The organism is Verrucomicrobiia bacterium (assembly GCA_035574275.1).
Taxonomy (GTDB): Bacteria; Zixibacteria; MSB-5A5; order DSPP01; family DSPP01; genus DSPP01.
This window is the reverse complement of record DATLYY010000003.1, coordinates 14,080-39,969: the sequence shown is the minus strand read 5'-3', so window position 1 is coordinate 39,969 and position 25,890 is coordinate 14,080. Positions and strand designations below refer to the sequence as shown.

Sequence of the window (25,890 nt, the reverse complement as noted above, 5' to 3'; positions counted from 1 at the left end):
GATGATGGCGGTAGATGTTCCCGAAAAGCAAACCGGCGTTTTCTTCGACCGGTTCTGGAAAAAACAGGAACCGGAACGGGTGGATAAGCGGACGTTGCAGCGCTGGCAGTTTGTTGAAAGCAATCTTTCCTCCCTCCCGGGGAAGAAAATTCTGGATGTCGGCGCCGGGCGGGGGCTTATCGCCCGGATGCTGATGGAAAAAGGATATGAGGTTTCGGCCTGTGACGTCTCCTCCGACTCGGTCCAACTGCTGCGGCAGCAGGGACTGGTCGGCTTTGTCTTCGATTTGGAGGAGGATGAGCTGGAGCAGAAATACGACGCGATTTTCTGCATGGAAGTTTTGCAGTACCTGCGTTATCCGGAAAAGACGGTCGCAAAACTGAAAGCGGCCTTGAACCCGGACGGCATTTTGGTCATCTCCGTGCCGAACGAGTTTCACCTCCTGCGCCGGCTCGGAATTCTCCTTGGGCGTACAAGCTGGGCCGGTATCCAAACTCCGCATCTACGGCTATTTGACCGGAAAACGGCGCTTCAACTATTCGCACAATGCGGGCTCAAAACGAGGCGGATGATTCCGGTCACCCTCTGCCCGCCGGGACTTTGGGGGGAGAGGTTGGCGCAGCTTCTGGCCCGCTGGCTGCCGGACTGGTTTTCCCTCTCGATAATCTTTTACCTAAGGAGCGAGGATGGGGAAGCTGCCGCAAGTTGATCTGTCCATAGAACGGCGCTGGGGGCCGGAGGGGACTTTTTCGGAGCGTTTTCCCATTCTTTTCCGGAAGGGGGAACGGAATTTAAAGGCCGAGAAGGTTATTCGGGTTTTGGCTGACTTCGCCGGGGATTTGTCCGTCATGACCTGTCTTGATTTAGGGGCTTCCACCTGCATTATGTCCCGCTATTTTGCCGAGCATTTCAAAACCGTTTTGGCCTTGGACAACGACAAAGTAGGCCTGCAATACGGAAAAGAGAACGCCTCTCCCAATTTGATCCCCATCTGCGGGGACGGGGCGCGACTGCCCTTGCCGGATGAATCGGTGGACGCCATCATCTGCAACCAGGTGTACGAGCATATTGAAAACCAGACCGGGCTGGTGGCGGAGATGTATCGCGTCCTGAAACCGGCCGGCTGCGTCTATTTTGGGGCGGGGAACCGCTACGTTTTGGTCGAAGCCCACTACAAGTTGCCATTTTTATCCTGGCTGCCGCGCAAACCGGCCAACTGGTACATGCATTTAACCGGCCGGAAGATGGATTACGACGTGTTTCTGCTTTCCTGGCGGGCTTTGCGGAAGCTTCTTTTCCGTTTTGAAATCACGGACTACACGTTCAGGGTTCTGGAAAACCCGGAAAAATTCTCGGCCACCGACGTGGTGCCGAAGTGGATGAAATGGATAAAACCCTCCCTGCTGAAACCGTTCAAAACGGCCCTGCCGGCCTGGGTCTTGGTGCTGACCAAAAAACCGGCTTAGCGCGGCTCTGGTCGGTTTTTTTCCCGGTTCTCCAGTACGCCGCGGCCGGCTGGTTTTTGTGGTTTTACTATCAGACCATCCGCGCCGACTGGGGAGAAATCGTGCGATACGGTTTTCATCCGAACGCGCTTTGGTTCGGGCTGGGGGCGCTCCTACTTCTTTTGGGGCATTCCTGGCAGCCGGCCGCATTCTGGTTCAATTTCAAATTCACGGGGGTCTCCATCCCGGTGCGCGACAGCTACAAAATTTACTGCATGGCGCACATCGCCCACTACCTGCCGGGGCGCATTTGGTCGTACTTGAGCTTCGCCTATTTAGGGAAATTTTTGGGGATTTCGCCAAGCCGGCTGCTGGCCGCCTTGTATCTGGGATTCGTTGCCTCGCTTCTTTCCGGGGCAGCCTTCACAATTTTCGCCTTGCCGCTTTTCAAGCAACTGGGTCTTCCCACTTGGGCTCTGGCCGCTTTTGTCGTCTTGCTTCTGATTCTGTTTATCCCCAAAGTTTTTCACGGCATCATCAAAACCTTCGGGCGGCTGGTGCGGACGCCGATGGCGGAGCTGCCCGAACCGTTCGGCTGGCGGCCCGTTTTTTTATCCTCGGTTTACTACGGGTTCAGCTGGTTTTTGAATTCCGCCGGAGTGGTCTTTCTGGCCCTTTCTTTCCACTCCTTGACGTTCCGAGAAGTATTGTACTCCCTTTCCGCCTTTCCTTTGGCCTATCTGGCGGGGTATCTGGCCTTCTTTGCCGCCGGGGGATTGGGGGTACGGGAAGGGGTGATGCTGGCCTTGCTTTCGGCCTATCTGCCGCCGTATGCCGCCGCGACGGTTCCGATTGCAGCCCGGCTTCTGACTTTGACCTATGAAGGGGTTTGGTTTTTGGCAGCGTGGAGAATGCCTTGGAAAAGTAAAGGGGAGCAACTTGGATGATGATAATTCTTGAGTTTATTCCCGCGGCGGTTGCCTTTGCCCTCGGGTTGATTTTTGGCAGTTTTGCCAATGTCGTCATTTACCGGCTGCCGCGCGGGCTTTCGGTCGTCCGGCCGCGAAGCTTCTGCCCTGCCTGCCAAAAAACGATTCCCTGGTGGGGGAATGTCCCGCTTTTCAGCTATCTTTTTTTGGGCGCCAAATGCGCGTTCTGCAGAACGCCGATTTCCCCCCGCTATTTTTTCGTGGAGCTTTTCACCGCCGCGTTGTTTCTGACCGCCTTCCTTTCGATTGGCTGGGGATGGAAGCTTTTCTTTCTGTTTTACCTGAATTTTGCCTTGGTGGTCATTTTCTTCATCGATCTTGAATTCCGAATAATCCCGGACTGGTTCACCCTCCCCGGCATTCTCTTGGGAATGGGGTATGCATTCTTGAATCCGGCAGTCGGCTGGCAGAACGGGCTTATCGGCCTTATAGTCGGCGGCGGCGGATTTCTTCTTTTGGCCCATGCCGGCGAGTTAATCTTCAAAAAGGAAAGCATGGGCGGGGGGGACGTCAAAATGGCGGCGATGCTGGGGGCCTTTTTGGGGTGGCAAAAGCTTCTTTTGGTTTTCTTTCTGGCCTCCTTGGTCGCCGTTTTAACCTTCTTCGTCATCCGGTTGTTGAAACCGAAATCGCTGGCGGACCGGCTGATTCCGTTCGGCCCGTTTTTGGTAATCGCCGCGCTCGTGGCCTACTACTGGGGCGGGGAGCTGATTTCCCTTTACACGGAGCGGTTCCTGGCTATCCGATAGCCGGCCAAAACAGAAAATCGCTGTCAGTTTTTGACCGCTTGCGACTCTTTCGGGCGGGCGAAAATCTCCCCCAGGAGTTCTTTGGCCCCCCGCCAGGCCAGAACAATCCAAAGAACGACCGGCATGGCGGAGTTGATGGAGATGGCGGGTATGAAAAGGCGGTAGAACCGCCGGTCGCGCCCCCAAAGAGTTTGATAGTGGTTCAAAACCAAGCTGAAAAAAAGATGCCAGGTGAAAAGTATCGCCAGGCCGAGAAGTAGGGCCGTCAACCGTTTCTTCCACCCCAAGGCGGGAGTGACCAGAATCAAAGCAACCAGCGGCACGGCGTTCATATAATGCGCCTTTAGCACGAACAGGTTCAACTGTTTTTCCCCCAGCGCCTTGGCCGCGGGGACAATGACGGCCCCCATCAGCTTTTGGTAATTGACCTGCCCCCATTCCATCCAAAGCCAGAAGAGGGGAAGCGAGACGGCTATCAGAAGAAGAAAAAATCTAAGCAGTTTGGACATTCCGAAAGACCGCCAGCTTTATCCAGAGGATGAAAACGCCTAAAATCATCAGAATCAAAGTGGCCTGCCAGAAATAGACATGCATGAAATCAAACAGGTTGGGACTGCCGTGGGCTTGAACGTAGGCCAACAGCATCATCCGGAGAATATTTATGCCGTACAAAAGGGGGAGGCCGAAAAGTATCCCCCATCCCTTTTTCCGCCAGCCGGTCGGAAAGGCAATAACAGCGGCGGCGAAAATTATCATCTCATAGGCCCCCGTGCATTCCTCGATAACCTGCAGGGCGATTTTTTCACCGGAAATCAAACTTCCGGCCGCCGACGTTTTGCCCCCCGCCAGCGAATAGCAGCCGCTCACCATCCTGGCCGTAGCTGCCGTGAAGCCGTTGCGAAAAGCATCCCAGCGGCTGGAAATTTGGGAGTAAAGGGCCCCCAAGAGAATCAAAAACAAAAGAAATTTTCCCACAAACCGGAAGGCGGGGGATTTCCAAAAACGCGGGGAAAGGTTTTTTCGGGCGACCGTCGGGCTGGTCTTCATACCGTTGGTCATAAATTATACGGAAAATCCGGGGGAGCGTTGTTGTTTTTTTTGAAGGGGAGGTTATACTTAATAAAGGGTTATGCGAAAAATCGGGGTCTGGCTGGCAATCTTCCTGGGATTTTGTCCTTTCGCCTTCGGAACAGAAAGTCTGGTGCGGGTGCCCATAACTTCCAAAATGCAGCTTTTGCACCTGCTCGCTTCCGGACTGGATGTGGCCTACATGGAGCCGGAGGGGGCGTTCGTTGACATCGTGGCCGACAGTTTCGAAATCAACCAGCTTCGGTTCATGGGTTTTTCCCCTTTTGTAGCCGTGCCGGATTTGCGCGCGCAGGGTGCCGGGCTTCTGGGGGCATCGATGGGGGGATACCACACCTATTCCGAGGTGAAGAGCTTTTTGGATTCGATTCGAGCCGCGCGCCCCGATCTGGTCTCGCCGGTTTTTACCATCGGGCAGTCGCTGGAGGGGCGGGAAATCTGGGGCGTCAAGATCTCCAACCTGCCGAACGGCAGCGACGGGCGGCCGGAAGTGCTGTACACGGCCCTGACCCACGCCCGGGAACCGATGAGCATGGAGGTTCTGCTTTACACCATCCGGCATCTGTTGCAAAACTACGATTCCGACCCGTTTGTAACCGGGCTTTTGAACGGCCGAGACCTGTACTTTATCCCGGTCGTGAACCCTGACGGCTACGTCTATAACCAAACCACCAACCCTTCCGGAGGCGGTTTTTGGCGAAAAAACCGCCGGCCCAACGCAGGGGGCAGTTTTGGTGTGGATTTGAACCGAAACTTCGGATACCTCTGGGGTTTGGATGAGTTCGGATCCAGCTCGAATCCGGCCAATGAAACGTACCGCGGTGCGGCTCCGTTTTCCGAGCCGGAGACCCAGCGGCTGCGGGATTTCGTTCTCTCCCGCAATTTCAAGATTGAAATCGATTACCACACCTATTCCAACCTCTGGCTTTTTCCCTGGGGATACGGCACGGAGCCGGCGGCGGACTACTGGCTGTACCGCGCCCTGGCCGATTCCGCCGTGCAGCACAACGGTTACATTCCCGGCCCCGGATGGCAGCTTTACTTGACCAATGGCACTTCCATCGACTGGGCCTACAGCTCCAACACCGCCAGTCCGATTTACAGCTTTACACCGGAAGTGGGCGGGCCGAACGATGGCTTTTGGCCCTCCCTTCCCCGGATTCCAGTTCTGGCGGCAGAAAACTTAATGCCCAATCTGTTCTATGCCTCGATTGCCGATAACCCCAAAAAAATTCTTCCCCCCGAGCCGCCGGAGTTTTTGTCCCTGGACACGCAAGTGGCGAACGGCGCGGCGGAATTGGAATGGCGGCAGTCCGATCCCGGCAACCCAGCGGGCGGTTACCTCCTGAAAATCTCAAGGGAACCGCAGACAATTATCGATTCCGTTCGGAACACAGACCATTGGAAGCTGGTGGGTTTCAGTATCGTGCCCTCCCCCGACGATACCGCCAAAAAATCATTTTTCTCCGGGGCCGATCCGGCCTTGATAGCCGTCCTGGATTCCAAAAACGCCTATTTGGTCGGTCCGAACGACACGCTGCGGGCCGAGACCTATTATAACATCGAGCCGTACTTTGATTACGCCTACGGAGAGATTTCCACCGACGGGGGTAGGAGTTTTCATCCCTTGACGGGAAACCATGCCACCCCCGACGGCTCCCCTTTCAACCGGGAGCAAAAGGGAATCACCGCCTCCCCGGGTTTATGGACGGGAATGGAGTTTCCGCTGAATGCCTACGCCGGCCGGAAGGTGCGTTTCCGATTCAGTTACTTCACCGACCTCGGGTATACGCCGGGCGGGATTTACCTGCGAAACATTTATCCGGTTTTACGCTTTGCCAAAGACACGGTCCTCTCCCTGCCGGCGGAAAGCACATTTGCTTTTGAATTGGATGCTCCCGGTGAATATTACTTCTCGGTTGCCGCAGTCGACTCGCAAGGACAAACGGGTCGGTTCGGCGACTGGGTCAAAAAGACCGTGACCTTCAGCCCGCATTTCATGGATTTGAACGGGGACGGAAAAGCAACGCCGGCCGATTTGGTTCTGGAGTTGAACTACGTTTTTATGGGGCTTACGCCCCCCCACCGTCCGCAACGGGGGGACGCCAATGGTGACGGACAGCTTTCATCCGCGGACGTGGTGCTTTTTTTGAACTTCATCTTTGCCGGGCAGATTCCGTAACCGTTCAGCAGGCAGGGTTACGGTAAATACAGCTCCCTTGGTTCCGTCCTTTAGCCGAATCTCCCCTTCCAGCAGGTGAACGGCCTTTTTGGCCAAAGCCAGCCCCAGCCCGGTGCCGTCCCGCTTGGTTGTAAAAAAGGGGGTGAAAAGCTTCTCTTTTTCTGTTTCGGCAACGCCCGGGCCGGAATCGGCGACTTCGATTTTCCATCCCATCGGAGTTTGAGAAGCTTCAAGCGTTACTTTAACCATTCCCCCATCCCCGGCCGCCTCGGCGCCGTTTAAAATCAGGTTGGAAAAAATCTGCTTGAGCAGGGCGGCATCCGAACGGACGGAGGCCTCCAGGGGGGCGTTTAGCCGGAAGCCCGCGGAAGGGAAGCGGGGTTTGAGCGAGGCGATGGTTTCTTCCAAGAGCCCCCGCAAGTCCAGAGTTTCAAGAAACACCTCTCCCGGCCGGGCGTATTCCAAAAACCGTTTCAGGGTCTCCTCGGCGGCCTGGGATTCCCGCAGAAGTTCGCCGGCGGTTTTGTGCGAAGGGTGGTCCTCCCCCACCGCCTTGGCCAAAAGTTTTCCGTAACCGACCATCACGGCAAGGGCGTTGCGCAGTTCGTGGGCCAGCCCGGCGGCGGTTTCCCCCAAAAAGGCCCAGTGCTCCTTTTCCTTCAATTTTGTTTCCATTTCCTTGAAATCGGTCAAATCGGAGACCAGAAGGGCCTTTCCCAAATTTTCCCCGTTAGGGTTCGTGATGGCGGAGGCGGAAACGGCCAATATTTTGGTCTGCCCTCCCATCTGCACTTCCAGTTCAACGCTTTCGGCCGGGTGTCCCGGCTTCACCTCCGGCAGAACTTTTTTCAGCGATCCGGGAAGCCGCCGGTTTTCATTCAATCCCAAAAGCAGTCCCGCGGCGGGGTTGAAATCAACAATGTCCCCGTTCGGGTCGAAGATGACAATGCCGGAGCCCAAACTGTCGATTAAATGTTTGCTCAAAGCGGAGTAATGCAGGGCCTTTTTCTCCGATTCCTCGTACAGCCGGGAAAGCTCCTGTTCCTTGGCTTTCAGCTCGGCCAGCGCTTTTTCAAACCGGGCGATGACCAGTTCGGCCGGGTCCTCCCCCGGTGTTTTGGCCGGAGCAAGATGGGCCTCGGCCGCCTTTTTCTCCACCGCCTCGAAGGGGGCCAAGACAAAGCGCCAGAGCAGGCTCACCGTGGCGGCCATTAAAAGGAACCCCAGAATCCAGAAGAAGGTCTGCAGCCGGAAAAGCTCCTCCAACCTTCCCAGCGGATCGGCTTGGGCGATGACGAAACCGGCCGGCCGGTTGGTTCCCGCCGGAAAGGAGTAGGTTATCGTGAAATGCCCCCCGAATTCAATCGGGCCGGAAAGTGACGGCTCATTCACCGGCCGGTAGTCGGTTGCAAAGCCGGTTTTGTTGTCCAGGGCGGTCCAGACGGTGGGGAGGGGGCCGTTGAAAAAACCGACGGCCAAAAGCTCCCGCTCGAAAAGAAACTTCTGCACCAGAGCCCGGGCCTCTTCCGGGCGGGAGGAATTCCCGGCCAGGCGGGAGAGCTGGGCGGCGGCGGCTTCAAGTTTTACTTTAATCTCGGTTTTCAGCGCGTTTTTGGCCCGGTAGGAAAGCCAGAGAAAGGAAAAATTGCTGATCAAAAAAAACAAAATCAAAAGCAGGGTGGAAAGTTTCAACGTAAAACTCCACCGTCCGAGCTTCTCCGGCATATTCAAATTATCGGCAAAAAAAGGCCGCCAGGGAGGCCCCAGCGGGTCTGGGCCCTCTTCCGGGGGGTGCGGAAGCTCCTGGCGGCGGGGAATTTTTTCTGGTCGTTTGCTACATCGCGTTTATCGCACGAGCATCATTTTTTTGGTTTCGGCAAACTTTTCCAGCCGCAGCCGGTACAGATACAGCCCGGAGGAAACTACCCGGCCGGATTCGTCCCTGCCATCCCAGCTTTTTTGATGCAGTCCCGCCCCCTGATGGCCGGAAACCAGCGTCTTCACCTTTTCCCCCAGCAGATTGAAAATCTGCAACTCCACCGGGCCGCTTTTTTCCAGCGTGTAGGCAATCACGGTGGCCGGGTTGAAGGGGTTCGGATAATTCTGCGCCAGTTGAAAGTTTTTCGGCCGGTTGAAGATCCCGTCATCCACGTCGGTCGGCGCCTGCACGAAGAAATCGGCGGTCATCGTGTCGCCGGAGTTGGAGATGTTGGTCACCTGCACCAACGAGCCGGCTCCCGCATAGCCGTTGGAATTGGGAGCGGAGGAAGCGTGGAAATTCCGGTTCACCGTCGAGCCGGGATAGGGGTCACCGGAATTGCCGCTGTTCAGATTTTTTTCCAGTTGAAAGAGATTGTCGGCCTGCACCAAGGCGACTTTGTAATGGCCGGTGGACGGGCTGTTCGGCGGGTACCAGGGGCGGTTGTTGCCGGAAGAAACCGTGTCGTCGATGTGCCAGATTAAAAGACCGGAGGAAGTCAAGGCCGTGTCGTATCCCCGGCGCTGGCGGTTTTCCACCAGAAAATATTCCGGGCCGATGGTGCCGTTCGTCCAGAGCCGGAAAATTCCGGCATTGGATCGCTCGGCATACGGAATCCGGACGCCGGTCTGGTTATTTGCAATCACGCCCGCCACGGCAAATCCCAGCTCGATTTTGCACCAGGCGTCGAAGTGGGCGGGGGAGGCGCCCATCGGGCTGCCGTTCCAGCTGCCGCCCGCCATCACGCTCCAGCGCCCGACACCCTGCGAGCCGCCGTCCGTGTCGTACAGATCCGGAAGCCCGCCGATGGCGTGGCCGAACTCGTGGCAGAAAACGCCGATGGTCACGTCGCCGGGGTTCGTAAAATATTCCGGTTCCATGCTGTAATTGAAGATATAAACCCCGTCCCGCAGCCGCGGGGTGATTCCCCATTTGTGGGACCAGATGTCGTTGGGATTGCCCGAGACTTCCGCCCCCCGTCCGGCGTGAACAAAGGTGATGCCGTCTACAAAGCCGTCGTTGTCGTTGTCGTAATCGGCAAAGTTGACCAGCGGGTTTATCAAATCCACGGCATCCTCCACCAGCTTTTGGGCGTTCTGGGGATAGGCCCCGAAGCCGTTTGTCCCGTTCGCATAATAGGCCAAAGTCTGCGGCGCCCGCAGCCAGCCGGTGGAAGAGGGATAATTCAAGGTAACCAAATCAAAATTGCCATAGGAGTTTTCGTCGTAATAGCGCCAGACCGAGTTTTGGGTTTTGGCGAATACCAACGAATCGAAAAAAACCGGCGCCACCTGCGAATTTTTATCCGAAAAATCGACCATGACCACCAGCATATTGAACGGCCCGGCGGCCTTGGTTTTGGCCGGCGCCAGCGCCTTCAACTGCGCCGGGTTGAAACCGGCTTTGGCCAGCTCTTCTTCGCTGACCATCAGATTATGCCGGGGGGCTTTCAACTCCCCCCTTTGAATCTTGTCCAAAACCTCCGGATGGGGCGGCATGGCCAAAAGTGCCGGGCTTAAGAAAAGCTGTATGGTCAGTCCCAAGACGAATCGGCGCATAAGTTCCCCTTTCGAGAATCAGCGGATATGCAAGAACCCGGTTACACCGGAATGTTGAAGGCGGGTTTCCGATACGGGTTGGCTCCCGGACGGGCGGGCGCCGCAGCGCAGCCAGGATAAAACGACCAGAATGAGAAAGATGGCTCCCAGAATGGTCACCAGTTTTCCCAAAAATCCCGTCCAGCTTAAGACCCCTTTTTCTTCTTGCATTTTCCCCCTCTTTTATCCCGCCAATAGTTGGGCAAGGGGTATGCCGGAAAGGGGTGCTTGAGAGTGCAGTCGTAAGTCCAAGCCGGACTTGCCACTTTTGGGCCATTTTGCACAATGCAAACGGCTGTGGTTTTATCCCTACTTTACGGTTTTAAAAATTATAGGGGGAAAGCCAGAGAAAATTGGGGAGGGGCTAAGGCGAATAAAGCTATTTTTAAGAAAGTGGGGAGGAGGGTTCGCGAACCGTCCTACACCGGCCGCCCAAACCGCCGGTGAATCTCCGCCAACGGCAGTTCGATAATCGTGGGGCGACCGTGGGGGCAGTTGTAGGGGTTTTCGGCGGCGAAAAGCAAATCGAAAAGATTCTCCATCTCCGCGATGGTCAGCTTTTCCCCCGCGCGGACAGCAGAATGGCAGGCCAGGGAGCGGGCCACCCGCCTGGAGGGCTCCAAGTCCTTTTTGTCGCTCTCCAAATCATCCAGAATTTCGCGCAACAATTTTGAGGGGTTTTTCTTTTGAGCCAGCGGGGGAGTGCCGCGAAGAAGCAGGGTGCGGTCGCCAAAAGGGGAAAGGTCGAAACCAAACGATTCAAAAAAATTTTGGTTCTGCACGAAGGTTTGGAGCTCGGTCGGCGTCAACTCCACCGTCTCGGGAAAAAGCAGTTCCTGCGATTCGGCTTTGTGCTCCCCCAAATTTGTCAAAATCTTTTCGTACAAAACCCGTTCATGGGCGGTGTGCTGGTCAATTAACAAAAGTTTTCCCTTCACCTGCGCCAGAATGTAAATATCCGCAAACTGCCAGAAGAGGGGGGAAAAGTTGGGTTGCGGATGAGCATTTTCCAACCCCCCAGCAGGGGCCGGGGGACTACCCATTAGAGAGGAAGGTGGAAAGGGAAAAACCTTTTGCTGATAGGAAAGGTCGGGCGGTGAGAAATTGCCGGTTAACCCACCAGCAGGGGCTGGTGGGCTACCCAACAAGGAATGTTCAGTGCTTGGAACGGGACCTGTCCAAACTGGCACCTTGCCACGATTGGAAAGGGCTTTGCGAATGGCGTGATAGACCCAATCATAGACGGCCCGCTCGTCGGCAAAGCGGACTTCCGCCTTGGCGGGATGGACGTTCACGTCCACTTCCGAATAGGGTAAAAAAAGATAAATGAGGGCATACGGGGACTTGCCGGGCTCCAGAAAGTCCCGATAGGCGGAAACAACGGCGTGATGAAGCAGTTTGCTTTGCACGGGGCGGCGGTTGATGAAAAAATAAAGCTGCGGCCGGGCGGCAGTGGTTTTCTCCGGCTTCTTCAAAAAGGCGATAAGCTGGGAGTTTTCCTTTTTGCTTTCCAAAAGCTCCAAGTCCCAGTAGCGCTCCTCCCCCACCAAATCGGAGACCCGCTCAAAAAGATTCTGACCGGGAGATTTCAAAATTTTTTTGCCATCGAGATCGAGTTCAAAGCCGATTTCGGGAAAAGCGAAAGCATACTGCTCCAAAAGAGCGGTTATCTGGCGGTTTTCGGATGCGGCCGATTTTTGAAATTTTTTCCGCGCGGGGGTGTTGAAGAAAAGCCGTTCGACCGTCACTTTGGTGCCGTCCGCGGTTCCGGCCGGCTCGACCTTCAGGATTTTTCCCGCTTCGGCCACCAGATGTGTGCCTATGCGCTCGGATTTCGCTTTGGTTTCGAGTTCGAAAAGGGAGACGGAGGCGATAGAGGGGAGGGCCTCGCCGCGGAAGCCGAGCGTGGTGATATGCTCCAACTCCTCGGCGCTTTTCAATTTGCTGGTGGCGTGCCGCTCCAGAACGGTGGAAACATCCTCCGCCGGAATCCCAGAACCATTATCAATCACTTTTATTTTGTGGTGCCCGGCCCCCTCGATTTCTACCGTGATTTCGGTCGCCCCGGCATCCAATGCGTTTTCCACCAGCTCCTTGACCACCGAGGCGGGGCGTTCCACCACCTCGCCGGCGGCAATCTGGTTGACCAGATTCTCCGGAAGTTTGGCGACTTTCCCAGTCGAAGTCGCAAAGACGGGAAGGGTTTTTACTTCCAACCGAACTCCCGGATGAGCTTTTGGCTTTCTTTTTTCAGTTCGTTGATGAGGAAAAGGGCTTCGAGGGGTGTTAAGCGATCCGGTTCCAGTTTCAGGACTTTTTCGAAAAAGAGCTTAACGCCGGAGAGGTCGGGCGCGGATGTTTGCTCCGCCGGGACGTTCAACGTGATGCGCTCGCTTTCCAGCTCCTTCAACAACTGCCGGGCCCGTTCGACCAGTTTCTGCGGCACGCCGGCCAGCTTCGCGACCTCGATACCGAAACTGCGGTCACAGCCGCCCGGAATGATTTTGTGCAGAAAAATCAACTGATGCTCGAATTCTTTCACTTCCACCTGCAAATTTGTTACCGAAGGGAGTTTTCGCTCCAACTCCACCAGTTCGTGGTAATGGGTGGCAAAAAGTGTGCGCGGTGCGCCGTTTGGGAAGGCGGCGAGATACTCCACCAAGCCGTAGGCGATGGAAAGCCCGTCATAGGTGGAGGTGCCGCGGCCGATTTCATCCAGTAAAATCAGGCTGTTGGAGGTGGCGTTGTTTAAAATGTTGGCGACTTCGCTCATTTCCACCAAAAAAGTGGAGCGGTGTCGCAGGATGTCGTCCGAGGCGCCGACGCGGGTATAAATATTGTCCGCAACCCTGATTTTGGCTTTTTTCGCCGGGACGAAGGAGCCGATTTGCGCCAGCAGGAACAGAACACCGGTCTGGCGCAGATAGGTGGATTTGCCGGCCATATTCGGGCCGGTTAAAATCTCAATGGGGCGCCCCGGCGCAAAGGAAATGTCGTTCGGCACCAGGTTTCCTTTGGGCAGGACTTTTTCCAGAACCGGATGGCGGCTTTCCTCAATAGTGGTTTCGTCCTCCGACGTAACTTCCGGGCGGATGTAGCGCTCATCGGTCGCCAGGGTCGCCAGCGCAACGGCGGCATCCAAAAGCGCCGTCCCCTCGGCATTTTCGAGAAGGGGAGATATGAAAGCCCGGCTTTTTTCCTCCACTTCGCGGAAGAGCTGTTCCTCGAGGGCGAAGATTTTCTCCTCAGCGGTCAGAATCAGTTCCTCTTTTTCTTTCAATTCCTCCGTGATAAACCGCTCGGCGTTCACCAAGGTTTGCTTGCGGATGTAATCGGAAGGCACTTTGTCCTTGTGCGGGGTGGTCACTTCGATGTAGTAGCCGAAGACCTTGTTGTAGCCCACTTTCAGGGAGGGGATGCCGGTGCGCTGGCGCTCTTGTGCCTGCAGGGTTGCAATCCATTTTTTGGCGTCAGAAATTCCAGCGTGCAATTTGTCCAGCTCCGCGCTGTAGCCCGACTTGATGATGCCGCCTTGATTGGTGGCCAGCGGCGGGTCGTCCTTCAAGGAATTTTCGAACAGCTTGAAAAGCGCGCTTAAATCGGGAAAATGGTTCAAAAGTTCGGAGAGAGGCGGGCCGGATTCCTTGAGCAGAGCGGCAATTTCCGGCAGAATCGCCAGGGAATTTTTGATGGCGACCAAATCCCGCGGGCCGGTTTTTCCCATCCCCAGCTTGGCTGACAGCTTTTCCAAATCGGATACTTCCGAAAGCAAGCGGTGCAGCTTCTTCCGTAAAAAATGATCGTTGACGAGGGATTCCACCCGGTCAAGCCGGGCGTTGATTTTTTGCGGATTGATCAGAGGCGTCCGCAGCCAGCGCCCCAGACGGCGTGAGCCCTGCGGCGTGGCTGTTCTATCGAGATGAGCAAACAGCGTGTTGGTTCTGTCCCCCGAGGGGGTGCGGAAAATTTCCAAATGCAGCAGGGTGGAAAAATCGAGCGTGGTTTCGTCCGAATCGGAAAGCGGCCGGATTACGCGCAGATGCTCCAGCCGCTGGATTTGATTTTCGGAAAGGTAGGAAAGCACCCCGCCGGCGGCGGAGACGGCCAGTTTTTTCTCCTCCACGCCGAAGCCGGAAAGGTTCAAAGTTCCCAGCTTTTCGGAAAGATTTTTTTCCGCCCAGCCGAAATCAAACTTCCAATCCTCGACGGGGGAGAGCGTCCGCCCCGCGGAGAGTTCCGGAAAATGGCTGATGGTCTCCTTCTGGCTTTGCGGGAAAATCACTTCGGTTGGCTCCAAGAACAAAAAGGTTTCCGACCAGCCGGATTCCTCCGCTTCGCCGACTAAAAACTCGCCGGTGGACAAATCCAACCGGGCGAAGCCGACTTTCTCTTTATTGAAAACCACCCCGGCCAGAAAGTTTCCCGTTCCCTTTTCGTCCCGGTCATAGAGCGACGTGCCGGGGGTGACGATTTCGACCGCCTCCCTGCGGACGAGCCCCTTGGCTTTCTTGGGATCCTCGGTTTGTTCGCAAATCACCACCTTGAAACCGGCGTTTAAAAGCTTGGCCAGATATTTTTCGGCCTGATGATAGGGGACCCCGGCGAGGGGAACTTTTTCGCTTTTGCCGTGGGCGCGGGAAGTCAAGGCAATTCCCAGAACGGGGGCGGCCCGCTCGGCATCCTCGCCGAACATTTCGTAAAAATCCCCCATCCGGAAAAAAAGGATTTTGTCGGGAAAGCGGTGCTTTATTTGATAGTACTGCTTTAGAAGCGGGGTTAGGTTTTCGCTCATCCTTCCAGTTCAACCACGCTGTAGGAGGCCTTCAAAATCTTTTCCAATTCCTTTTGGGTTTGCCCGGCGGCGGCGCTGGTGGAAAAATCCCCCCAGCGGATGAAATAGTAGGTGCGGTCGTTCAACTGCCGGGCGGTGATTTCGGCGTTTTTGGAATCGGCCTTCAGCTTCAAATAAGCTCGCTGCGCCTCGCTTTTGCTGCCGAACGGCCCGATTTCGATCTGGTACCGCTTGGAGGAAACGGAAGCCGTTTGGGGGGAAACATTCGGCCGGCCGGCGTTTGCCAGTCCCCGGGGAAATTTTTCCTCGTAAAGGCGGGAATAAATTTTCCCCTTGTCCCCGGGCAGATTTTTGGAAAGCAATAGGAGTGCCACGGCAACCTCCTCGTTGCCGCCGCGCCCCACCAGCTTGCGGAATTCGGCAATCCCCTCCTCCGATTTTTTGGTGCCCAACAGACCAAGCCCCTTTTCGAGCCCGGCCCAGCCGGCAATCGGGTGGGAAGGGTAGGTGGACAGTATTTGTTCCGAGCACTTAAGCCCAAGCTCCCGCCGCCCCAAAAGGCGGTAGGCCTTGGAGAGGTAGCAGGCCAGTTCCGGGTTGAACGATTTCCCCTCGAAAAAGGAGGGGAAGCGCTCCTTCAACTGAATCACGGCGCCGTAGTTTTTTGTCGTCAGGTAATATTGCGAAAGTTCTGCCAGAGCCCGGCGGAAAAACTCCCCGCGGGCGGGATCCTCCAGCGCCTTTTCCAAAAACTCCCTGGCCCGCTCCCCGTCCGGCTCCAGCTTGGCGGCCAAAAAGTGCGCCTCGGCCGTTGCGGTGTCACGCATGAAATCGCGCAACTTCTCCGAGGCCTTGTGAAAGGCTCCCCTGTAATACTCCTGCCAGGCGGAGGTAAGGTTCGGTTTGGCCTCTGACGGGGAAAAGAAGAGCGGGAGGGCCGCCGACAGGATGAGCAGTCCTTTTAATGTTGCTGTTTTCATAACCTAATCGGGTGGCGCCGGGTTTTGTTTGACGGCCGTTTCCAGCCGGGCGGAACGGTAGGCGTCGCAGTTGCCGCACAAAAAGAAATAGTCCGAACTGGTCTGGCCGCAGCGGGCGCAGTAAAATTCCTCCCGCATCACGGCGAGATGCTCCAGTAGAAACTCGGTCTCCCGCAGGGCCTCCGAGGGACGTTTCTGCTCCAAAAGCAGCCGGGCGAGGGCCTGCCGGGCGGGGGCAAATCCCGGGTCGTTCTCCAAAATGGAGGAATACTGCTCCATGGCCTGGTTGGCGCGCCCCCGTTTTTCCAGAATCCGTGCCAGCCCCAAGAGCGCATAGCTGTTTTTGGCGTCTTTCTGCAAGACCTCGCTGTACACCTCGGTGATGTCGCCGAACTTTCCCAGTTCAAAGTAGGCCCGTTCCAGTTTGGGGTAAACCAAAAAACCCAATTGCGGCGAGACGGCCAGAAACTTTTTCCAGAACTCGATGGCGTCCTCGATTCGCCGTTCAATCTGGTAGCTGTCGGCGATGTAGAGGTAGGGAATGTCCAGTTTTTCGTCGAAGTTCAAGGCCTCCTTGTACTCCAGCCGGGCCTTGTGATATTCTTTTTTCTCCGCAAAGTCCCGCCCGGCCAGGAGGTGAAATTTGGCGAGATACGAGATATTCTTTTCGTTTTTCAGCTTCAGGTACTTGGCGTAGGCCTTCTTGGCCTCTTCCCAGTTTTTCTTTCGTTCGTAGGCGGAGGCCAGCTTTTCCGCCGACCAGGCGTCGTACCCCGAAAGCCCGGACAATTCCTCGAGCGTCTTTACGGCGGAATCCCAATCCCGGGCGTCGAGATAATCGGCGGCCAAACTTTTCAAAACGAGCCCCCTCTCGTTTTCCGTCAAATTGGGGCGCAAGAGCAAATCGCGGTGGATTTGGATCGCCCGCTCCAGCTGGCGCCTATGCCGCAGAATGTCCCCCAGCCGCAGGTAAGCGTCCACGTTGCCGGAATCGGAGGCCACCACCATTTTCAGCTTCTGATAGGCCAGGCTTTCCTCGCCGGAAAGGAGATTTTTCAACGCATCCAGGTAGAGCGTGGGGGTGAGCATCTCCCGGCGCTTCCCCAGTTTTTTCCAGTACCAGATCAAAAGGTAGGCCGTGCCCAAGGCCAGAAGGCCGAGAACGATCAAGTGCCAAATGGAAAGATCGATTTCCATCACACTTCCTCCGGCGTGTCAATCGGCCGGTTGCGCAAAGCGGTCAGCTCCGCGGCCATCCGCTTGTTGTCCTTTTCATGCTCCCGCATCTGGTTGGTGATGCGCAGGTAATAGGCGATGCCCAACAAAAAGGAAACCAGCATGCCCAGAACGAAAGCCCAATAGGTGACCACAATCATCGGGACGTTTTCGTACGAGGCGATAATCAGATGCACGGCGACCCGCTGGGCTGAATTGTAAATCGAAAACCCGACGATTACAACGATGACCACCAGCAAAAGCAAAACGCGCATCGCCCACATATGGGTCAATTTTACGGCTGAAGGAAGTTTTTGTCAAACCCTTATTTCCGTTCTTGACAGCCCAAGGGAAGCGCGTAACTTCCGCTTGCCGATGTTTGCCCAGCGGGCCGCCGAGGCCTTCGATTTGACCAACCGCCGGTTGGTCTATCCGCTTTTGTTTTTCTTTTTGGGTCTGCCGGTGGTCGGCATCATGCTTTCCGCCGGGCAGTTTCAGGACCCCGCTACGGCAACGCCCGGTCTGGTGCTGAAATTCTTCGGCTATTTTCTTCTGTATGCGCTTTTGGCTCTTTTCGTCTGGCCTTTTGCTTACGGCGGAGTAATCGGCGAACTGGCCCATTTTTCTGGCGGGGCGACCGACTGGGGCCTGTTTAAAACCTGGGCGGTTAAAAGCTACGGGCGGCTTCTGCTTTTCAATCTTTTGCTTCTGTTTCTTTTGGCCGTTCTTTTGTTTTTGGTTGTGGTGGTGATGGTTTTTGGCTTTTTGGCTACCAGCATTGGCAGCGGGGATATTTCCGCCTTGGAGGAACAGCTTTCCCAGCCGCCGTCGGATACCGGCCTTGGACTGTTCTTTGGCGAGTTTTTCAGCACCCTGTTGGCCGAAGCTTTCATCTTGATTATCGTCGCCGCAATGCTTGCCCTTGTTTTGACGGACAAAGGGCTTTGGAGCTCTTTGGGGGCCGGCTTCAAGATCTTTTTTTCCCGTCCGGTTTTCAAATTGTATTGGGTGGCTTTTATGCTCTTCTTCTTCTTGAACCTTTTGGGAGCCCTGGTTTTCAACCGACCCGGCATGCCGCGCCTTTTTTCCGGCACCTATTTCGTAATCCTTGTTCTGATGCAGTCCTACTTCTCCGTTTTCGCGATCGCCTATCTTCTTCCCGCCTTCAAGCCGAAAGTGGAAACGGAAATCTCCTACGCTCCGACGGGGTAGCCTAACCTCATTTCTTCGCCTTGGCATTTTGAGCGGTTACCCCGAGCAAAGGGAAGGGAAGCGAAGTGAAGTGAAGTATCCCATCGTCTCAATGATGTCTGAAATGTCAAATCGGGGGGTATTTCCTCCCTCCGATATTTGACAAACGCCCCTCTGCCGATAAATTTAATACACTGAACGGTGCGCGAATCTATGCTGACGGGGAATGTATTGGTGCTCAACCAGAACTACGAGCCGCTTTCGGTCTGCTCGGTAAGGCGGGCGGTGGTGCTGGTCTTTATGGGCAAAGCCGAAATCGTGGAGACCGCCGACGGGCTCACCGTCCGCTCGGTCTCCCGCGCCTTTCCGATTCCCTCCATCGTCCGGCTGGGGCTTTACATCAAAGTCCCGCAGAAAAGGATACTACTCACCCGCAAAAACGTCATCAAGCGGGACGGCCACACCTGCCAGTACTGCGGACAAAACCACGGGGAGATGACCGTGGACCACGTCGTCCCGAAAATTTACGGCGGCGCCGACAGCTGGGAAAATCTGGTCTGCGCCTGCACCCGCTGCAACAACTTGAAGGGGGACAAAACCCCGGAGCAGGCCGGCTTTACGCTTATGCGCCGCCCCCGCCGCCCCAACCAGATCACCTTCATCCAACAGTTCGTCGGCATTTCCGATACCCGCTGGCGCCAATACCTCTTTCTGGACTGAACGCTTGAGCCGGCCCGGTCCTTTGAAAAAAGAGCGAAAAGTCCGCTCGTTTTTGGTTGCACTCGGATTGCTTGTTTTGGCAACCGCTACGGCGGCTTTCGGCCAGGTTTCCCCGCTGGCCGGTTTTTACGACATCCGCCCGCACAAAAGTTTGGCCATCGACTACGAAAGCAAGGGGATGCTGGAAGGGACCGTACGGGTTTACATCTCCGGCGACACGGCCGTGGCGATTCTGGACCAGTACGCCGCGGGGAAAAGGGATTCGGCGTCCGGGCGCGTCCACTGGGTGGAAATTCACCTGCCGGACGGCGTTTATTCCTTCGACCTTGCCGCCGGTACGGGGAAAAGCATCGACAACCGCCGCTGGATGTTGAAGCAAAAACTTGCGGCCCTTTCCGCCGCCGACAAAAAATATTTCGAAAGTTTCAAGGAAAAAATTCGCGCCTACCTTGTTTCGCGAGCCATCGACGCCGAAGTCCGCCCCACGCCGGTCACCGTTCTGGGGCGCAAGGCGCTCCGCTATCCGCTCCACAACGGGGCGCAGATGACCTTTTGGAATGGAATTTTGTTGCAAATCGACGTCCCCGCCTCGAACGTCCATTTGACGGCGGTGAAGATGGATTTGAACTTCGCCGCGCCGGATTCGGTTTTCAACCTGGTCAAAAAAACGCCGGTGCCGCGGGATTCGCTGATTTCGGCGGCCTTGCGAAACCAGGTGGAGGGATTGATTCAGGCCGTCCGCAGCCGCTCGCTGGAAAAATATCTCTCCCGCGAAAGGAAAGGGAGTTAGTGGCGAAAAAAGTGGTGCTTTCGGGAATGCAGCCGACCGGCCGCCTGCATTTGGGCAATTACGAAGGGGCCTTAAAAAACTGGGTGCATTTGCAGGAGCAGTACGAGGCGTACTACATGATTGTGGACTGGCACGCTTTGACTTCCGATTACGACCAAACCGCCGAACTGCCCGAGCGGATCCGCCAGATGGCGATCGATTTTCTGGCGGCGGGGGTGAATCCCGAAAAAGCGGCGGTCTTCGTCCAGTCGCAGGTCAAAGAACATGCCGAGCTTTTCCTGCTCTTTTCGATGATAATCCCGACGCCGTGGCTGGAGCGGGTGCCGAGTTACAAGGAAAAAAGCGAGGAGATGAAGCTGGATTCCTACGGTTTTCTGGGCTACCCGCTTCTGCAGGCGGCAGACATTTTAATCTACCGGGCCGACTTTGTGCCGGTCGGCAAGGACCAGCTTCCCCATATCGAATTGACGCGGGAGGTCGGCCGCCGCTTCAACACTCTTTACGGCGAAGTTTTTCCCGAACCGCAGGAGCTTTTAACCAAGTTTCCCGTGATTCCCGGCACGGACGGCCGGAAGATGTCCAAGTCGTACGGCAACGACATTACGCTTTCAGAAACGCCGGAGGAGACCGCCAAGAAAGTTTCCAAAATGCTCACCGACCCCAAAAAAATCCGGCGCGGCGACCCCGGCCGGCCGGAGATTTGTCCCGTGTATCAACTCCATTTGATTTACACCCCGGACGCGGAGAACGTGGTTGCGCCCCCCTGCCGGAGCGGGGAGCTTGGCTGTGTTGATTGCAAGGCGAACTTGGCGAAAAATTTAAATGCGGCTTTGGCACCGATTCGTGAAAAACGTCGCGAACTGGAGAAGAACTATGCTCCCGTGGAAAAGATGCTTGTCTCCGGCGCTGAGCGGGCTCGGGCTCGTGCGGCCGAAACGATGAAAAAAGTCAGAAAGGGGATGCACCTTGGCTGATGCGCCGGAATCGTCACACTTGTCCGTAAAACTGCCGGTTTTCGAAGGGCCGCTCGATCTGCTTTTGTATCTGGTGGAAAAAAACGAGCTGGATATTTACGACATCCCCATCGCCAAAATCACCCACCAGTATCTGGAGCACCTCCAATTTATGGAGGAATTGAACCTCGAAATCGCCGGCGAGTTCATTTTGATGGCCGCTTCCCTCATCCGCTTAAAGGCCCAGATGCTCCTTCCCCGGCCGGAAATTGAAGGGGAGGCGGTTGACCCGAGAACCGAGCTGGTCGAAGCGCTTTTGGAATACCAGAAATACAAACGCTCGGCTGAATTTTTGGGTAAAAGGGAAGAGGAGGAACGAAAGCTGGCCACCCGGCAGGATTTTTCCTTCGTGGAAAGGCGCGATGAGGTCATCCTCGAAAGAAGCGTCAATTTGTTTGATTTGGTCGCCGCCTTCCAGAACATTTTGGGGCGTCTGCCGGCGGAGGCGCCCTCGACCTATGAAATTGATTACACCCAAATCAGTCTGGAGGAGCGCGCCAAAATCATCCGGCGGCTTCTGGCCCAAAAACAGGAAGTGGAGTTCGAGGAGCTATTTGTCGATTTGCCCGTGCGGCTGGTGATGGTGGTGACCTTTCTGGCGGTGCTGGAGTTGGCAAAACGACAGGAAATTTATATACTTCAGCCGAGCCCCTTCGGAGCGCTTTTGGTGCGGGCCGGAAGCCAACTGAATAAGGCGTCCTTAGAGGAGGGAGATGAAGCTGCCGTCGAATAAACTGTCCATTCTGGAGGCCCTTTTGTTTGCGGCGGAAGAACCGCTGCCCGCCGCCGATGTTTTGGAGTTTTGCGCGGAGTTTGCTAATACGGGGGAAGTGGAAAAAGGGGTGGGCGAACTGAACCGGCAATATGCCGAAGGTGGCCGCGCCTTCAAAATCCGCCAGGTCGCCGGCGGTTTTCAACTTTGCACCCTTCCGGAATTTGCCCCCTTTGTTTCCGCTTTGGTTTCCAAAACCCGCACCCAGCGCCTTTCCCGCGCGGCTTTGGAAACCCTCTCCATCGTCGCTTACCGCCAGCCGGTCTCCAAACCGGTCATCGAGAAACTGCGCGGCGTGGAATCGAGCGGCGTTTTATCCACGCTTTTGGAACGAAAATTGGTCGCCATTGTCGGCCGGGAAGAGGGGTTGGGTCGCCCTTTGCTTTTCGGCACCACGCCGGAATTTCTGTCCTATTTCGGCCTCAACGACCTCTCCGAGCTCCCCAAGCCGGAGGAGGTTGCCCCCCCCGCGGGGGAAGAGGTCACAAGTCCACCCGGGGGGGCGGCGCAGCCGGCCGGTGCGCCTTAACAAGTTCCTTTCCGCCGCGGGGGTCGCCTCCCGCCGGCTGGCGGATGAACTGATTACTGCCGGCCGCGTGGCGGTTAACGGCGAAGCAGTCACCAAACTGGGGCTGGTGATTGACGAAACCAAAGACAAGGTCACCGTCGACGGCAAACCGGTTTCCGTCCCCTCCGAATCTCTCTACATTGTTCTGAACAAACCAAAAGGGTACCTAGTCACGCTGAAGGATGACTTCGGCCGCCAGACCGTTTTGGATTTGCTCCGCTCCTGCCGGGAGCGGGTCTTCCCCATCGGGCGGCTGGACAAGGACACCGAGGGGGTTTTGCTTCTGACCAACGACGGGGATTTGAGCTACCGGCTGGCGCACCCGAAATACGGTGTGGAAAAGGTGTACATCGCCACGGTCGAAGGGCAGGTAAAGCCGGAAATTGCCGCCAAAATCGAAGCGGGGGTGGATATCGGCACCGGAGAACCGGCGGTCGGCAAGGCAGAAATCGTTTCCACTTCGACCGCCAAATCGGTCGTCCAGTTAATTCTGAAAGAAGGACGCAAACGGGAGGTAAAGCGGATTTTCGAAGCCCTCGGCTACAAGGTCATCCACTTGAAAAGGATTTCCTTTGCCGGCATCTCCGCCTCCGGCCTTCGCTTGGGGGACTTCCGCTATTTGAACCCTAAAGAAATCAAAACCTTGAAGAAAAAAGTTGGGCTTATCGCGGGAGATTCCAAATCAAACGGGCCGTAAAGAGTTTTTCCCTCCCCGTAAGGGGAGGGGCAAGAGAGGGGTCGACCCCTTGCAAGTAGAGGTAACTTGAGCATATTTACCCCCATGGGCCCATAGCTCAGCCGGTTAGAGCAGCTGACTCATAATCAGCGGGTCGCAGGTTCGAATCCTGCTGGGCCCACAGAGATTAGTGATTGGAGATTGGGAAAATCTTACCACTTATCGGCTTTGGGAAGGGGTTTTGCAATCAGCCCCGTAAGCTTGGCCGAATACCGCTCAATATCCTCCTGCACGGCCCGGATGACGCTTTTCCAGATGGCCCGGCTGTGGTTGGCGGGGAGCGACTCCAGGGTGGCGGCCGCCGAATCCAAAAAGACCGCCGCGGCGTGCAAATCCTCCTGCACCTTCCCCAAATCGGGCACGGTCGTGCTTAAAGCCGGCTTTTTGTCCGCCTGTGTTTTCTGCCCGTCGCTCAAAAGTACCCCTCTCCTTGTATGAATCGGCAGAAAGCCGGGTTTCGATTAGCCGAACTTGACAGGTCCGCCGAAAAAATCTACATTCAACAAAGTCCCCAATTCGGGACTTCTGGGCGATTAGCTCAGTTGGTTAGAGCGTTCGGTTCACATCCGAAAGGTCGCAGGTTCGAGTCCTGCATTGCCCATATGAAAGATTGGTCGGAACAAAGGCGAAGGAGCGTTGGTTCTTTCAAATGCAGGTGAGTATAGAAACGAAAAAGTTTGGGCCCATCTCCCGAAAAAACTCGGGTTGGGCAAAGACCGGCACCTCTGGGAAACCCCCGGAGGTGCTTTTTTTTAAGGAAGGAAAGGTGTCATGTCGGAAACAATCGCACCGGAAGAGCTTTCAGTCAAACCCCATCCCGTCGGCGGCTCCGGCCGAAAAGGAGCGCCCCGCTTGAACAAGGATGCCGTGCACCTGCTCGAACTGCAAGAGGTGGATTTCGTTCTCCTGGAGCTGGAACATTCCAAAACCTACCTGCCGGAAATGATTTCCCAGAAAGAAAGGGAGATCGGCGTCATTGAAGCCGACCTGAAAGCCAAGCAGGAATCGCTGACCGCCAAGACGCTCGAAATCAAGCGGCTGGAGCTGGACGTCTCGAAGTTTCAAAGCGAGCTGGCCAATCTGCAGAAACGGATGAAGGATATCAAAACCAACAAGGAATACGACGCGCTGGTCAAGGAAATCGACGTCCGCAAGGCCGCGGTCTCCCAGAGCGAGGAAAAAACGCTTGTGTTGATGTCCGAGACGGAGGATTTGAAAAAGGAAATCGAGGCGGCCAAAGAGAAGCTGGAGACGGTCAAAAAGCATTCCGCCGCGGAACTCGAGGGTTTGCGAAAGGAACTCGAGGCCATCAGCATCAAAGTGCGGGCGAAGATGGACGAACGAAAGGAAAAGGCCTCCCGGCTGGACCGGCAGACCCTTTCCATCTACGAGCGGGTGCGCAAGGGGCGCGGCGGACATGCCGTGGTGCGGGTGACTTCAAGCCGCCCGGCCTGCAGCGGCTGCTACAAATCCCTCCCCCCGCAGCGTATTCAGGAGCTCAAGCGGGACGACCAAATAATCACCTGCCAGAACTGCGGGCGCATCCTCATCTGGTCGCCGGAGGATTGATTGGCGAAGAGAGTCGAAAAAGAAGCGCTTACATTTGACGACGTTTTAATCCTCCCGGCCCGCTCGGAGGTTCTCCCCAGGGACTGCAATGTCGCCGTCCAGCTCACGCCGGAAATCCGGCTGAACATCCCCGTCTTCTCGGCGGCGATGGACACCGTGACGGACTCCCGGCTGGCGATTGCGTTGGCGCGGGAAGGAGGCATCGGCGTTATCCACAAAAACTTGCCAATCGAAGCGCAGGCGGACGAAGTGGACAAGGTGAAACGCTCGGAGGCGGGGATGATTGTCGCGCCCATAACCCTTTCCCCCAACCGTCCCGTGGCCCACGCCCTCGAAGTGATGCGCCGCTATTCCATCTCCGGCATTCCCGTAACGGAAAAGGGAAAGCTGGTCGGCATTTTGACCAACCGGGATTTGCGCTTCCTGAAGGATTTTTCGCAGAAAATTTCTTCCGTTATGACCAAGAAGAACCTCATCACCGTGCCGGAAGGAACCAGCTTGGATGCCGCCAAGGAGATTTTGCAGAAGCACCGAATAGAAAAACTTCCCATCGTGGACAAGCGCCGAATGCTGAAGGGGATGATTACCGTCAAGGATATCATGAAAAACATCCAGCATCCCAACTCCTGCAAGGACAAACAGGGGCGGCTTAGGGTCGGTGCGGCGGTCGGCGTCGGCAAGGATCTGTTGGAACGTTCGTCTGCATTGGTTAAAGCGGGCGTCGATATTCTCGTTCTGGATTCCTCCCACGGCCACTCCAAAGGGGTTTTGGATGCCTGCGCCGTACTGAAGAAAAACTTCAAAGTTCCCGTGATGGCCGGCAACGTGGCCACCCGCGAAGGGGCGCGGGATTTGATCGCCGCCGGTGCCGATATCATCAAAGTCGGCATCGGCCCAGGTTCTATCTGCACCACCCGGGTGGTCACCGGTGCAGGCGTTCCGCAGGTCACGGCGATTATGGATGCCGCCGAAGCGGCCGACGCCAAGGGGGTTCCCATCGTGGCGGACGGCGGCATCAAATTCTCCGGCGACGTCACCAAAGCGATTGCCGCCGGCGCCTGGGCCGTGATGGTTGGGTCCCTCTTTGCCGGAACAGAAGAGTCCCCCGGCGAAACGGTCCTTTTCGAGGGGCGCAGCTTCAAGGTGTACCGCGGAATGGGTTCGCTGGAGGCGATGAAAGCGGGCGGCAAGGAGCGCTATTTCCAGGAACACGAGGAGGAAATGAGCAAGTTCGTGCCGGAGGGGGTGGAGGGGCGGGTGCCGTACAAGGGCTCGCTCTCCGAGTCGGTCTATCAACTGGTCGGCGGGCTGCGCTCCGGGATGGGGATTTGCGGGGCAAAAACGATTGCCGAACTGCGCACCAAGGCCCAGATGATTCGCATCACCAACGCCGGCTTGAAAGAAAGCCACCCCCACAACGTTACCATCACCAAGGAAGCCCCCAACTACCGCTCCCCTTCGGCCTAACGTCCGTCCCCTTTTTCTAAAACCAGTTGCTTAAAGTTCTTCTTTTTCGT

General features: G+C 56.0%; 25 protein-coding genes and 2 tRNA genes. 16 read left to right on the top strand and 11 right to left on the bottom strand.

The features are described 5' to 3' along the window. Position 1: 1 nt before the first annotated feature. From VNL73_00360 to VNL73_00345, 4 genes are read left to right on the top strand one after another with little or no spacing between them, the layout of a single operon-like run. On the top strand, positions 2-709 hold the full coding sequence (locus VNL73_00360; protein ID HXF47862.1) for a class I SAM-dependent methyltransferase: 708 nt from the start codon (positions 2-4) through the stop codon (positions 707-709). Continuing rightward, positions 687-1,466, top strand: coding sequence for a class I SAM-dependent methyltransferase (locus VNL73_00355; protein ID HXF47861.1), 780 nt, complete (start codon positions 687-689; stop codon positions 1,464-1,466). Before VNL73_00360 ends, VNL73_00355 begins: the two co-directional genes overlap by 23 nt. Further along, entirely contained in the window at positions 1,385-2,392 is a 1,008-nt protein-coding gene (locus VNL73_00350) for a hypothetical protein (protein HXF47860.1), read from the top strand. The genes VNL73_00355 and VNL73_00350 overlap by 82 nt, the downstream gene beginning before the upstream one ends. Further along, on the top strand, positions 2,389-3,183 hold the full coding sequence (locus VNL73_00345; GenBank protein ID HXF47859.1) for a prepilin peptidase: 795 nt from the start codon (positions 2,389-2,391) through the stop codon (positions 3,181-3,183). Before VNL73_00350 ends, VNL73_00345 begins: the two co-directional genes overlap by 4 nt. A gap of 23 nt (positions 3,184-3,206) precedes the next feature. Here VNL73_00345 and VNL73_00340 read toward each other — a convergent pair whose 3' ends face one another. Further along, positions 3,207-3,692, bottom strand: coding sequence for a hypothetical protein (locus tag VNL73_00340; protein HXF47858.1), 486 nt, complete (start codon positions 3,690-3,692; stop codon positions 3,207-3,209). Next, positions 3,676-4,242, bottom strand: coding sequence for an exosortase H (xrtH, locus tag VNL73_00335; protein HXF47857.1), 567 nt, complete (start codon positions 4,240-4,242; stop codon positions 3,676-3,678). The genes VNL73_00340 and xrtH overlap by 17 nt, the downstream gene beginning before the upstream one ends. A gap of 70 nt (positions 4,243-4,312) precedes the next feature. Here xrtH and VNL73_00330 point away from each other — a divergent pair, with 70 nt between their 5' ends. Further along, positions 4,313-6,451, top strand: coding sequence for a M14 family zinc carboxypeptidase (locus VNL73_00330; protein ID HXF47856.1), 2,139 nt, complete (start codon positions 4,313-4,315; stop codon positions 6,449-6,451). Here VNL73_00330 and VNL73_00325 read toward each other — a convergent pair. From VNL73_00325 to VNL73_00290, 8 genes are all read right to left on the bottom strand, one after another. Beyond that, positions 6,395-8,176: an ATP-binding protein gene (locus VNL73_00325; protein HXF47855.1), complete on the bottom strand. Its 1,782-nt coding sequence runs from the start codon at positions 8,174-8,176 to the stop codon at positions 6,395-6,397. The genes VNL73_00330 and VNL73_00325 overlap by 57 nt on opposite strands. Before the next feature lie 120 nt (positions 8,177-8,296). Continuing rightward, a complete protein-coding gene (locus tag VNL73_00320) occupies positions 8,297-9,988 on the bottom strand; it encodes a M6 family metalloprotease domain-containing protein (GenBank protein ID HXF47854.1) in 1,692 nt (563 codons plus the stop codon). 18 nt (positions 9,989-10,006) lie between these two features. Beyond that, positions 10,007-10,198, bottom strand: a complete 192-nt coding sequence (locus VNL73_00315) for a hypothetical protein (protein ID HXF47853.1) — start codon at positions 10,196-10,198, stop codon at positions 10,007-10,009. A gap of 248 nt (positions 10,199-10,446) precedes the next feature. Then, complete coding sequence (gene mutL / locus VNL73_00310) at positions 10,447-12,243, bottom strand: DNA mismatch repair endonuclease MutL (protein HXF47852.1); 1,797 nt, start codon at positions 12,241-12,243, stop codon at positions 10,447-10,449. Next, entirely contained in the window at positions 12,234-14,819 is a 2,586-nt protein-coding gene (gene mutS, locus VNL73_00305) for a DNA mismatch repair protein MutS (GenBank protein ID HXF47851.1), read from the bottom strand. The genes mutL and mutS overlap by 10 nt, the downstream gene beginning before the upstream one ends. Continuing rightward, entirely contained in the window at positions 14,816-15,799 is a 984-nt protein-coding gene (locus VNL73_00300; GenBank protein ID HXF47850.1) for an SPOR domain-containing protein, read from the bottom strand. The genes mutS and VNL73_00300 overlap by 4 nt, the downstream gene beginning before the upstream one ends. A gap of 3 nt (positions 15,800-15,802) precedes the next feature. Continuing rightward, positions 15,803-16,996 carry a tetratricopeptide repeat protein gene (locus VNL73_00295; protein ID HXF47849.1) on the bottom strand — a complete coding sequence of 398 codons (1,194 nt, stop codon included), beginning with the start codon at positions 16,994-16,996 and terminating at the stop codon, positions 15,803-15,805. Continuing rightward, a complete protein-coding gene (locus VNL73_00290) occupies positions 16,996-17,298 on the bottom strand; it encodes a LapA family protein (protein HXF47848.1) in 303 nt (100 codons plus the stop codon). Before VNL73_00290 ends, VNL73_00295 begins: the two co-directional genes overlap by 1 nt. Positions 17,299-17,389: 91 nt before the next feature. Between VNL73_00290 and VNL73_00285 the strand changes: the two genes are divergently transcribed. From VNL73_00285 to VNL73_00250, 8 genes are all read left to right on the top strand, one after another. Continuing rightward, entirely contained in the window at positions 17,390-18,226 is an 837-nt protein-coding gene (locus tag VNL73_00285; protein HXF47847.1) for a hypothetical protein, read from the top strand. Positions 18,227-18,418: 192 nt separating this feature from the next. Continuing rightward, complete coding sequence (locus VNL73_00280) at positions 18,419-18,925, top strand: HNH endonuclease (GenBank protein ID HXF47846.1); 507 nt, start codon at positions 18,419-18,421, stop codon at positions 18,923-18,925. 22 nt (positions 18,926-18,947) lie between these two features. Next, a complete protein-coding gene (locus VNL73_00275; GenBank protein HXF47845.1) occupies positions 18,948-19,715 on the top strand; it encodes a hypothetical protein in 768 nt (255 codons plus the stop codon). Continuing rightward, a complete protein-coding gene (gene trpS, locus VNL73_00270; GenBank protein HXF47844.1) occupies positions 19,715-20,689 on the top strand; it encodes a tryptophan--tRNA ligase in 975 nt (324 codons plus the stop codon). Before VNL73_00275 ends, trpS begins: the two co-directional genes overlap by 1 nt. Then, a complete protein-coding gene (locus tag VNL73_00265) occupies positions 20,682-21,461 on the top strand; it encodes a segregation/condensation protein A (GenBank protein ID HXF47843.1) in 780 nt (259 codons plus the stop codon). Before trpS ends, VNL73_00265 begins: the two co-directional genes overlap by 8 nt. Continuing rightward, entirely contained in the window at positions 21,442-22,029 is a 588-nt protein-coding gene (gene scpB, locus VNL73_00260; GenBank protein HXF47842.1) for an SMC-Scp complex subunit ScpB, read from the top strand. The genes VNL73_00265 and scpB overlap by 20 nt, the downstream gene beginning before the upstream one ends. Next, positions 22,019-22,765: a pseudouridine synthase gene (locus VNL73_00255; protein ID HXF47841.1), complete on the top strand. Its 747-nt coding sequence runs from the start codon at positions 22,019-22,021 to the stop codon at positions 22,763-22,765. Before scpB ends, VNL73_00255 begins: the two co-directional genes overlap by 11 nt. Before the next feature lie 86 nt (positions 22,766-22,851). Next, positions 22,852-22,925: transfer RNA gene (locus tag VNL73_00250), tRNA-Ile, on the top strand. Positions 22,926-22,956: 31 nt separating this feature from the next. Here VNL73_00250 and VNL73_00245 read toward each other — a convergent pair. Beyond that, positions 22,957-23,220: a hypothetical protein gene (locus tag VNL73_00245; GenBank protein ID HXF47840.1), complete on the bottom strand. Its 264-nt coding sequence runs from the start codon at positions 23,218-23,220 to the stop codon at positions 22,957-22,959. A gap of 111 nt (positions 23,221-23,331) precedes the next feature. Here VNL73_00245 and VNL73_00240 point away from each other — a divergent pair. From VNL73_00240 to guaB, 3 genes are all read left to right on the top strand, one after another. Beyond that, positions 23,332-23,405, top strand: a tRNA-Val gene (locus VNL73_00240). A gap of 170 nt (positions 23,406-23,575) precedes the next feature. Next, the gene (locus VNL73_00235) at positions 23,576-24,373 is read left to right on the top strand and encodes a C4-type zinc ribbon domain-containing protein (GenBank protein HXF47839.1); all 798 of its coding nucleotides are present in this window, start codon (positions 23,576-23,578) and stop codon (positions 24,371-24,373) included. Then, positions 24,374-25,840, top strand: coding sequence for an IMP dehydrogenase (guaB, locus tag VNL73_00230; GenBank protein HXF47838.1), 1,467 nt, complete (start codon positions 24,374-24,376; stop codon positions 25,838-25,840). Positions 25,841-25,890: the final 50 nt, after the last annotated feature.

Excerpts from the sequence above, each read along its gene's own strand:
- VNL73_00295 (HXF47849.1), bottom strand. The coding sequence starts at position 16,996 with ATGGAAATCGATCTTTCCATTTGGCACTTGATCGTTCTCGGCCTTCTG.
- VNL73_00315 (HXF47853.1), bottom strand. The coding sequence starts at position 10,198 with ATGCAAGAAGAAAAAGGGGTCTTAAGCTGGACGGGATTTTTGGGAAAA.
- VNL73_00280 (HXF47846.1), top strand. The coding sequence starts at position 18,419 with ATGCTGACGGGGAATGTATTGGTGCTCAACCAGAACTACGAGCCGCTT.
- VNL73_00290 (HXF47848.1), bottom strand. The coding sequence starts at position 17,298 with ATGTGGGCGATGCGCGTTTTGCTTTTGCTGGTGGTCATCGTTGTAATC.
- VNL73_00300 (HXF47850.1), bottom strand. The coding sequence starts at position 15,799 with ATGAAAACAGCAACATTAAAAGGACTGCTCATCCTGTCGGCGGCCCTC.
- VNL73_00320 (HXF47854.1), bottom strand. The coding sequence starts at position 9,988 with ATGCGCCGATTCGTCTTGGGACTGACCATACAGCTTTTCTTAAGCCCG.
- VNL73_00235 (HXF47839.1), top strand. The coding sequence starts at position 23,576 with ATGTCGGAAACAATCGCACCGGAAGAGCTTTCAGTCAAACCCCATCCC.
- scpB (HXF47842.1), top strand. The coding sequence starts at position 21,442 with ATGAAGCTGCCGTCGAATAAACTGTCCATTCTGGAGGCCCTTTTGTTT.
- mutS (HXF47851.1), bottom strand. The coding sequence starts at position 14,819 with ATGAGCGAAAACCTAACCCCGCTTCTAAAGCAGTACTATCAAATAAAG.
- VNL73_00345 (HXF47859.1), top strand. The coding sequence starts at position 2,389 with ATGATGATAATTCTTGAGTTTATTCCCGCGGCGGTTGCCTTTGCCCTC.
- VNL73_00355 (HXF47861.1), top strand. The coding sequence starts at position 687 with ATGGGGAAGCTGCCGCAAGTTGATCTGTCCATAGAACGGCGCTGGGGG.
- VNL73_00325 (HXF47855.1), bottom strand. The coding sequence starts at position 8,176 with ATGCCGGAGAAGCTCGGACGGTGGAGTTTTACGTTGAAACTTTCCACC.
- VNL73_00330 (HXF47856.1), top strand. The coding sequence starts at position 4,313 with ATGCGAAAAATCGGGGTCTGGCTGGCAATCTTCCTGGGATTTTGTCCT.
- VNL73_00340 (HXF47858.1), bottom strand. The coding sequence starts at position 3,692 with ATGTCCAAACTGCTTAGATTTTTTCTTCTTCTGATAGCCGTCTCGCTT.
- VNL73_00285 (HXF47847.1), top strand. The coding sequence starts at position 17,390 with ATGTTTGCCCAGCGGGCCGCCGAGGCCTTCGATTTGACCAACCGCCGG.
- xrtH (HXF47857.1), bottom strand. The coding sequence starts at position 4,242 with ATGACCAACGGTATGAAGACCAGCCCGACGGTCGCCCGAAAAAACCTT.
- VNL73_00360 (HXF47862.1), top strand. The coding sequence starts at position 2 with ATGATGGCGGTAGATGTTCCCGAAAAGCAAACCGGCGTTTTCTTCGAC.
- VNL73_00350 (HXF47860.1), top strand. The coding sequence starts at position 1,385 with ATGGATAAAACCCTCCCTGCTGAAACCGTTCAAAACGGCCCTGCCGGC.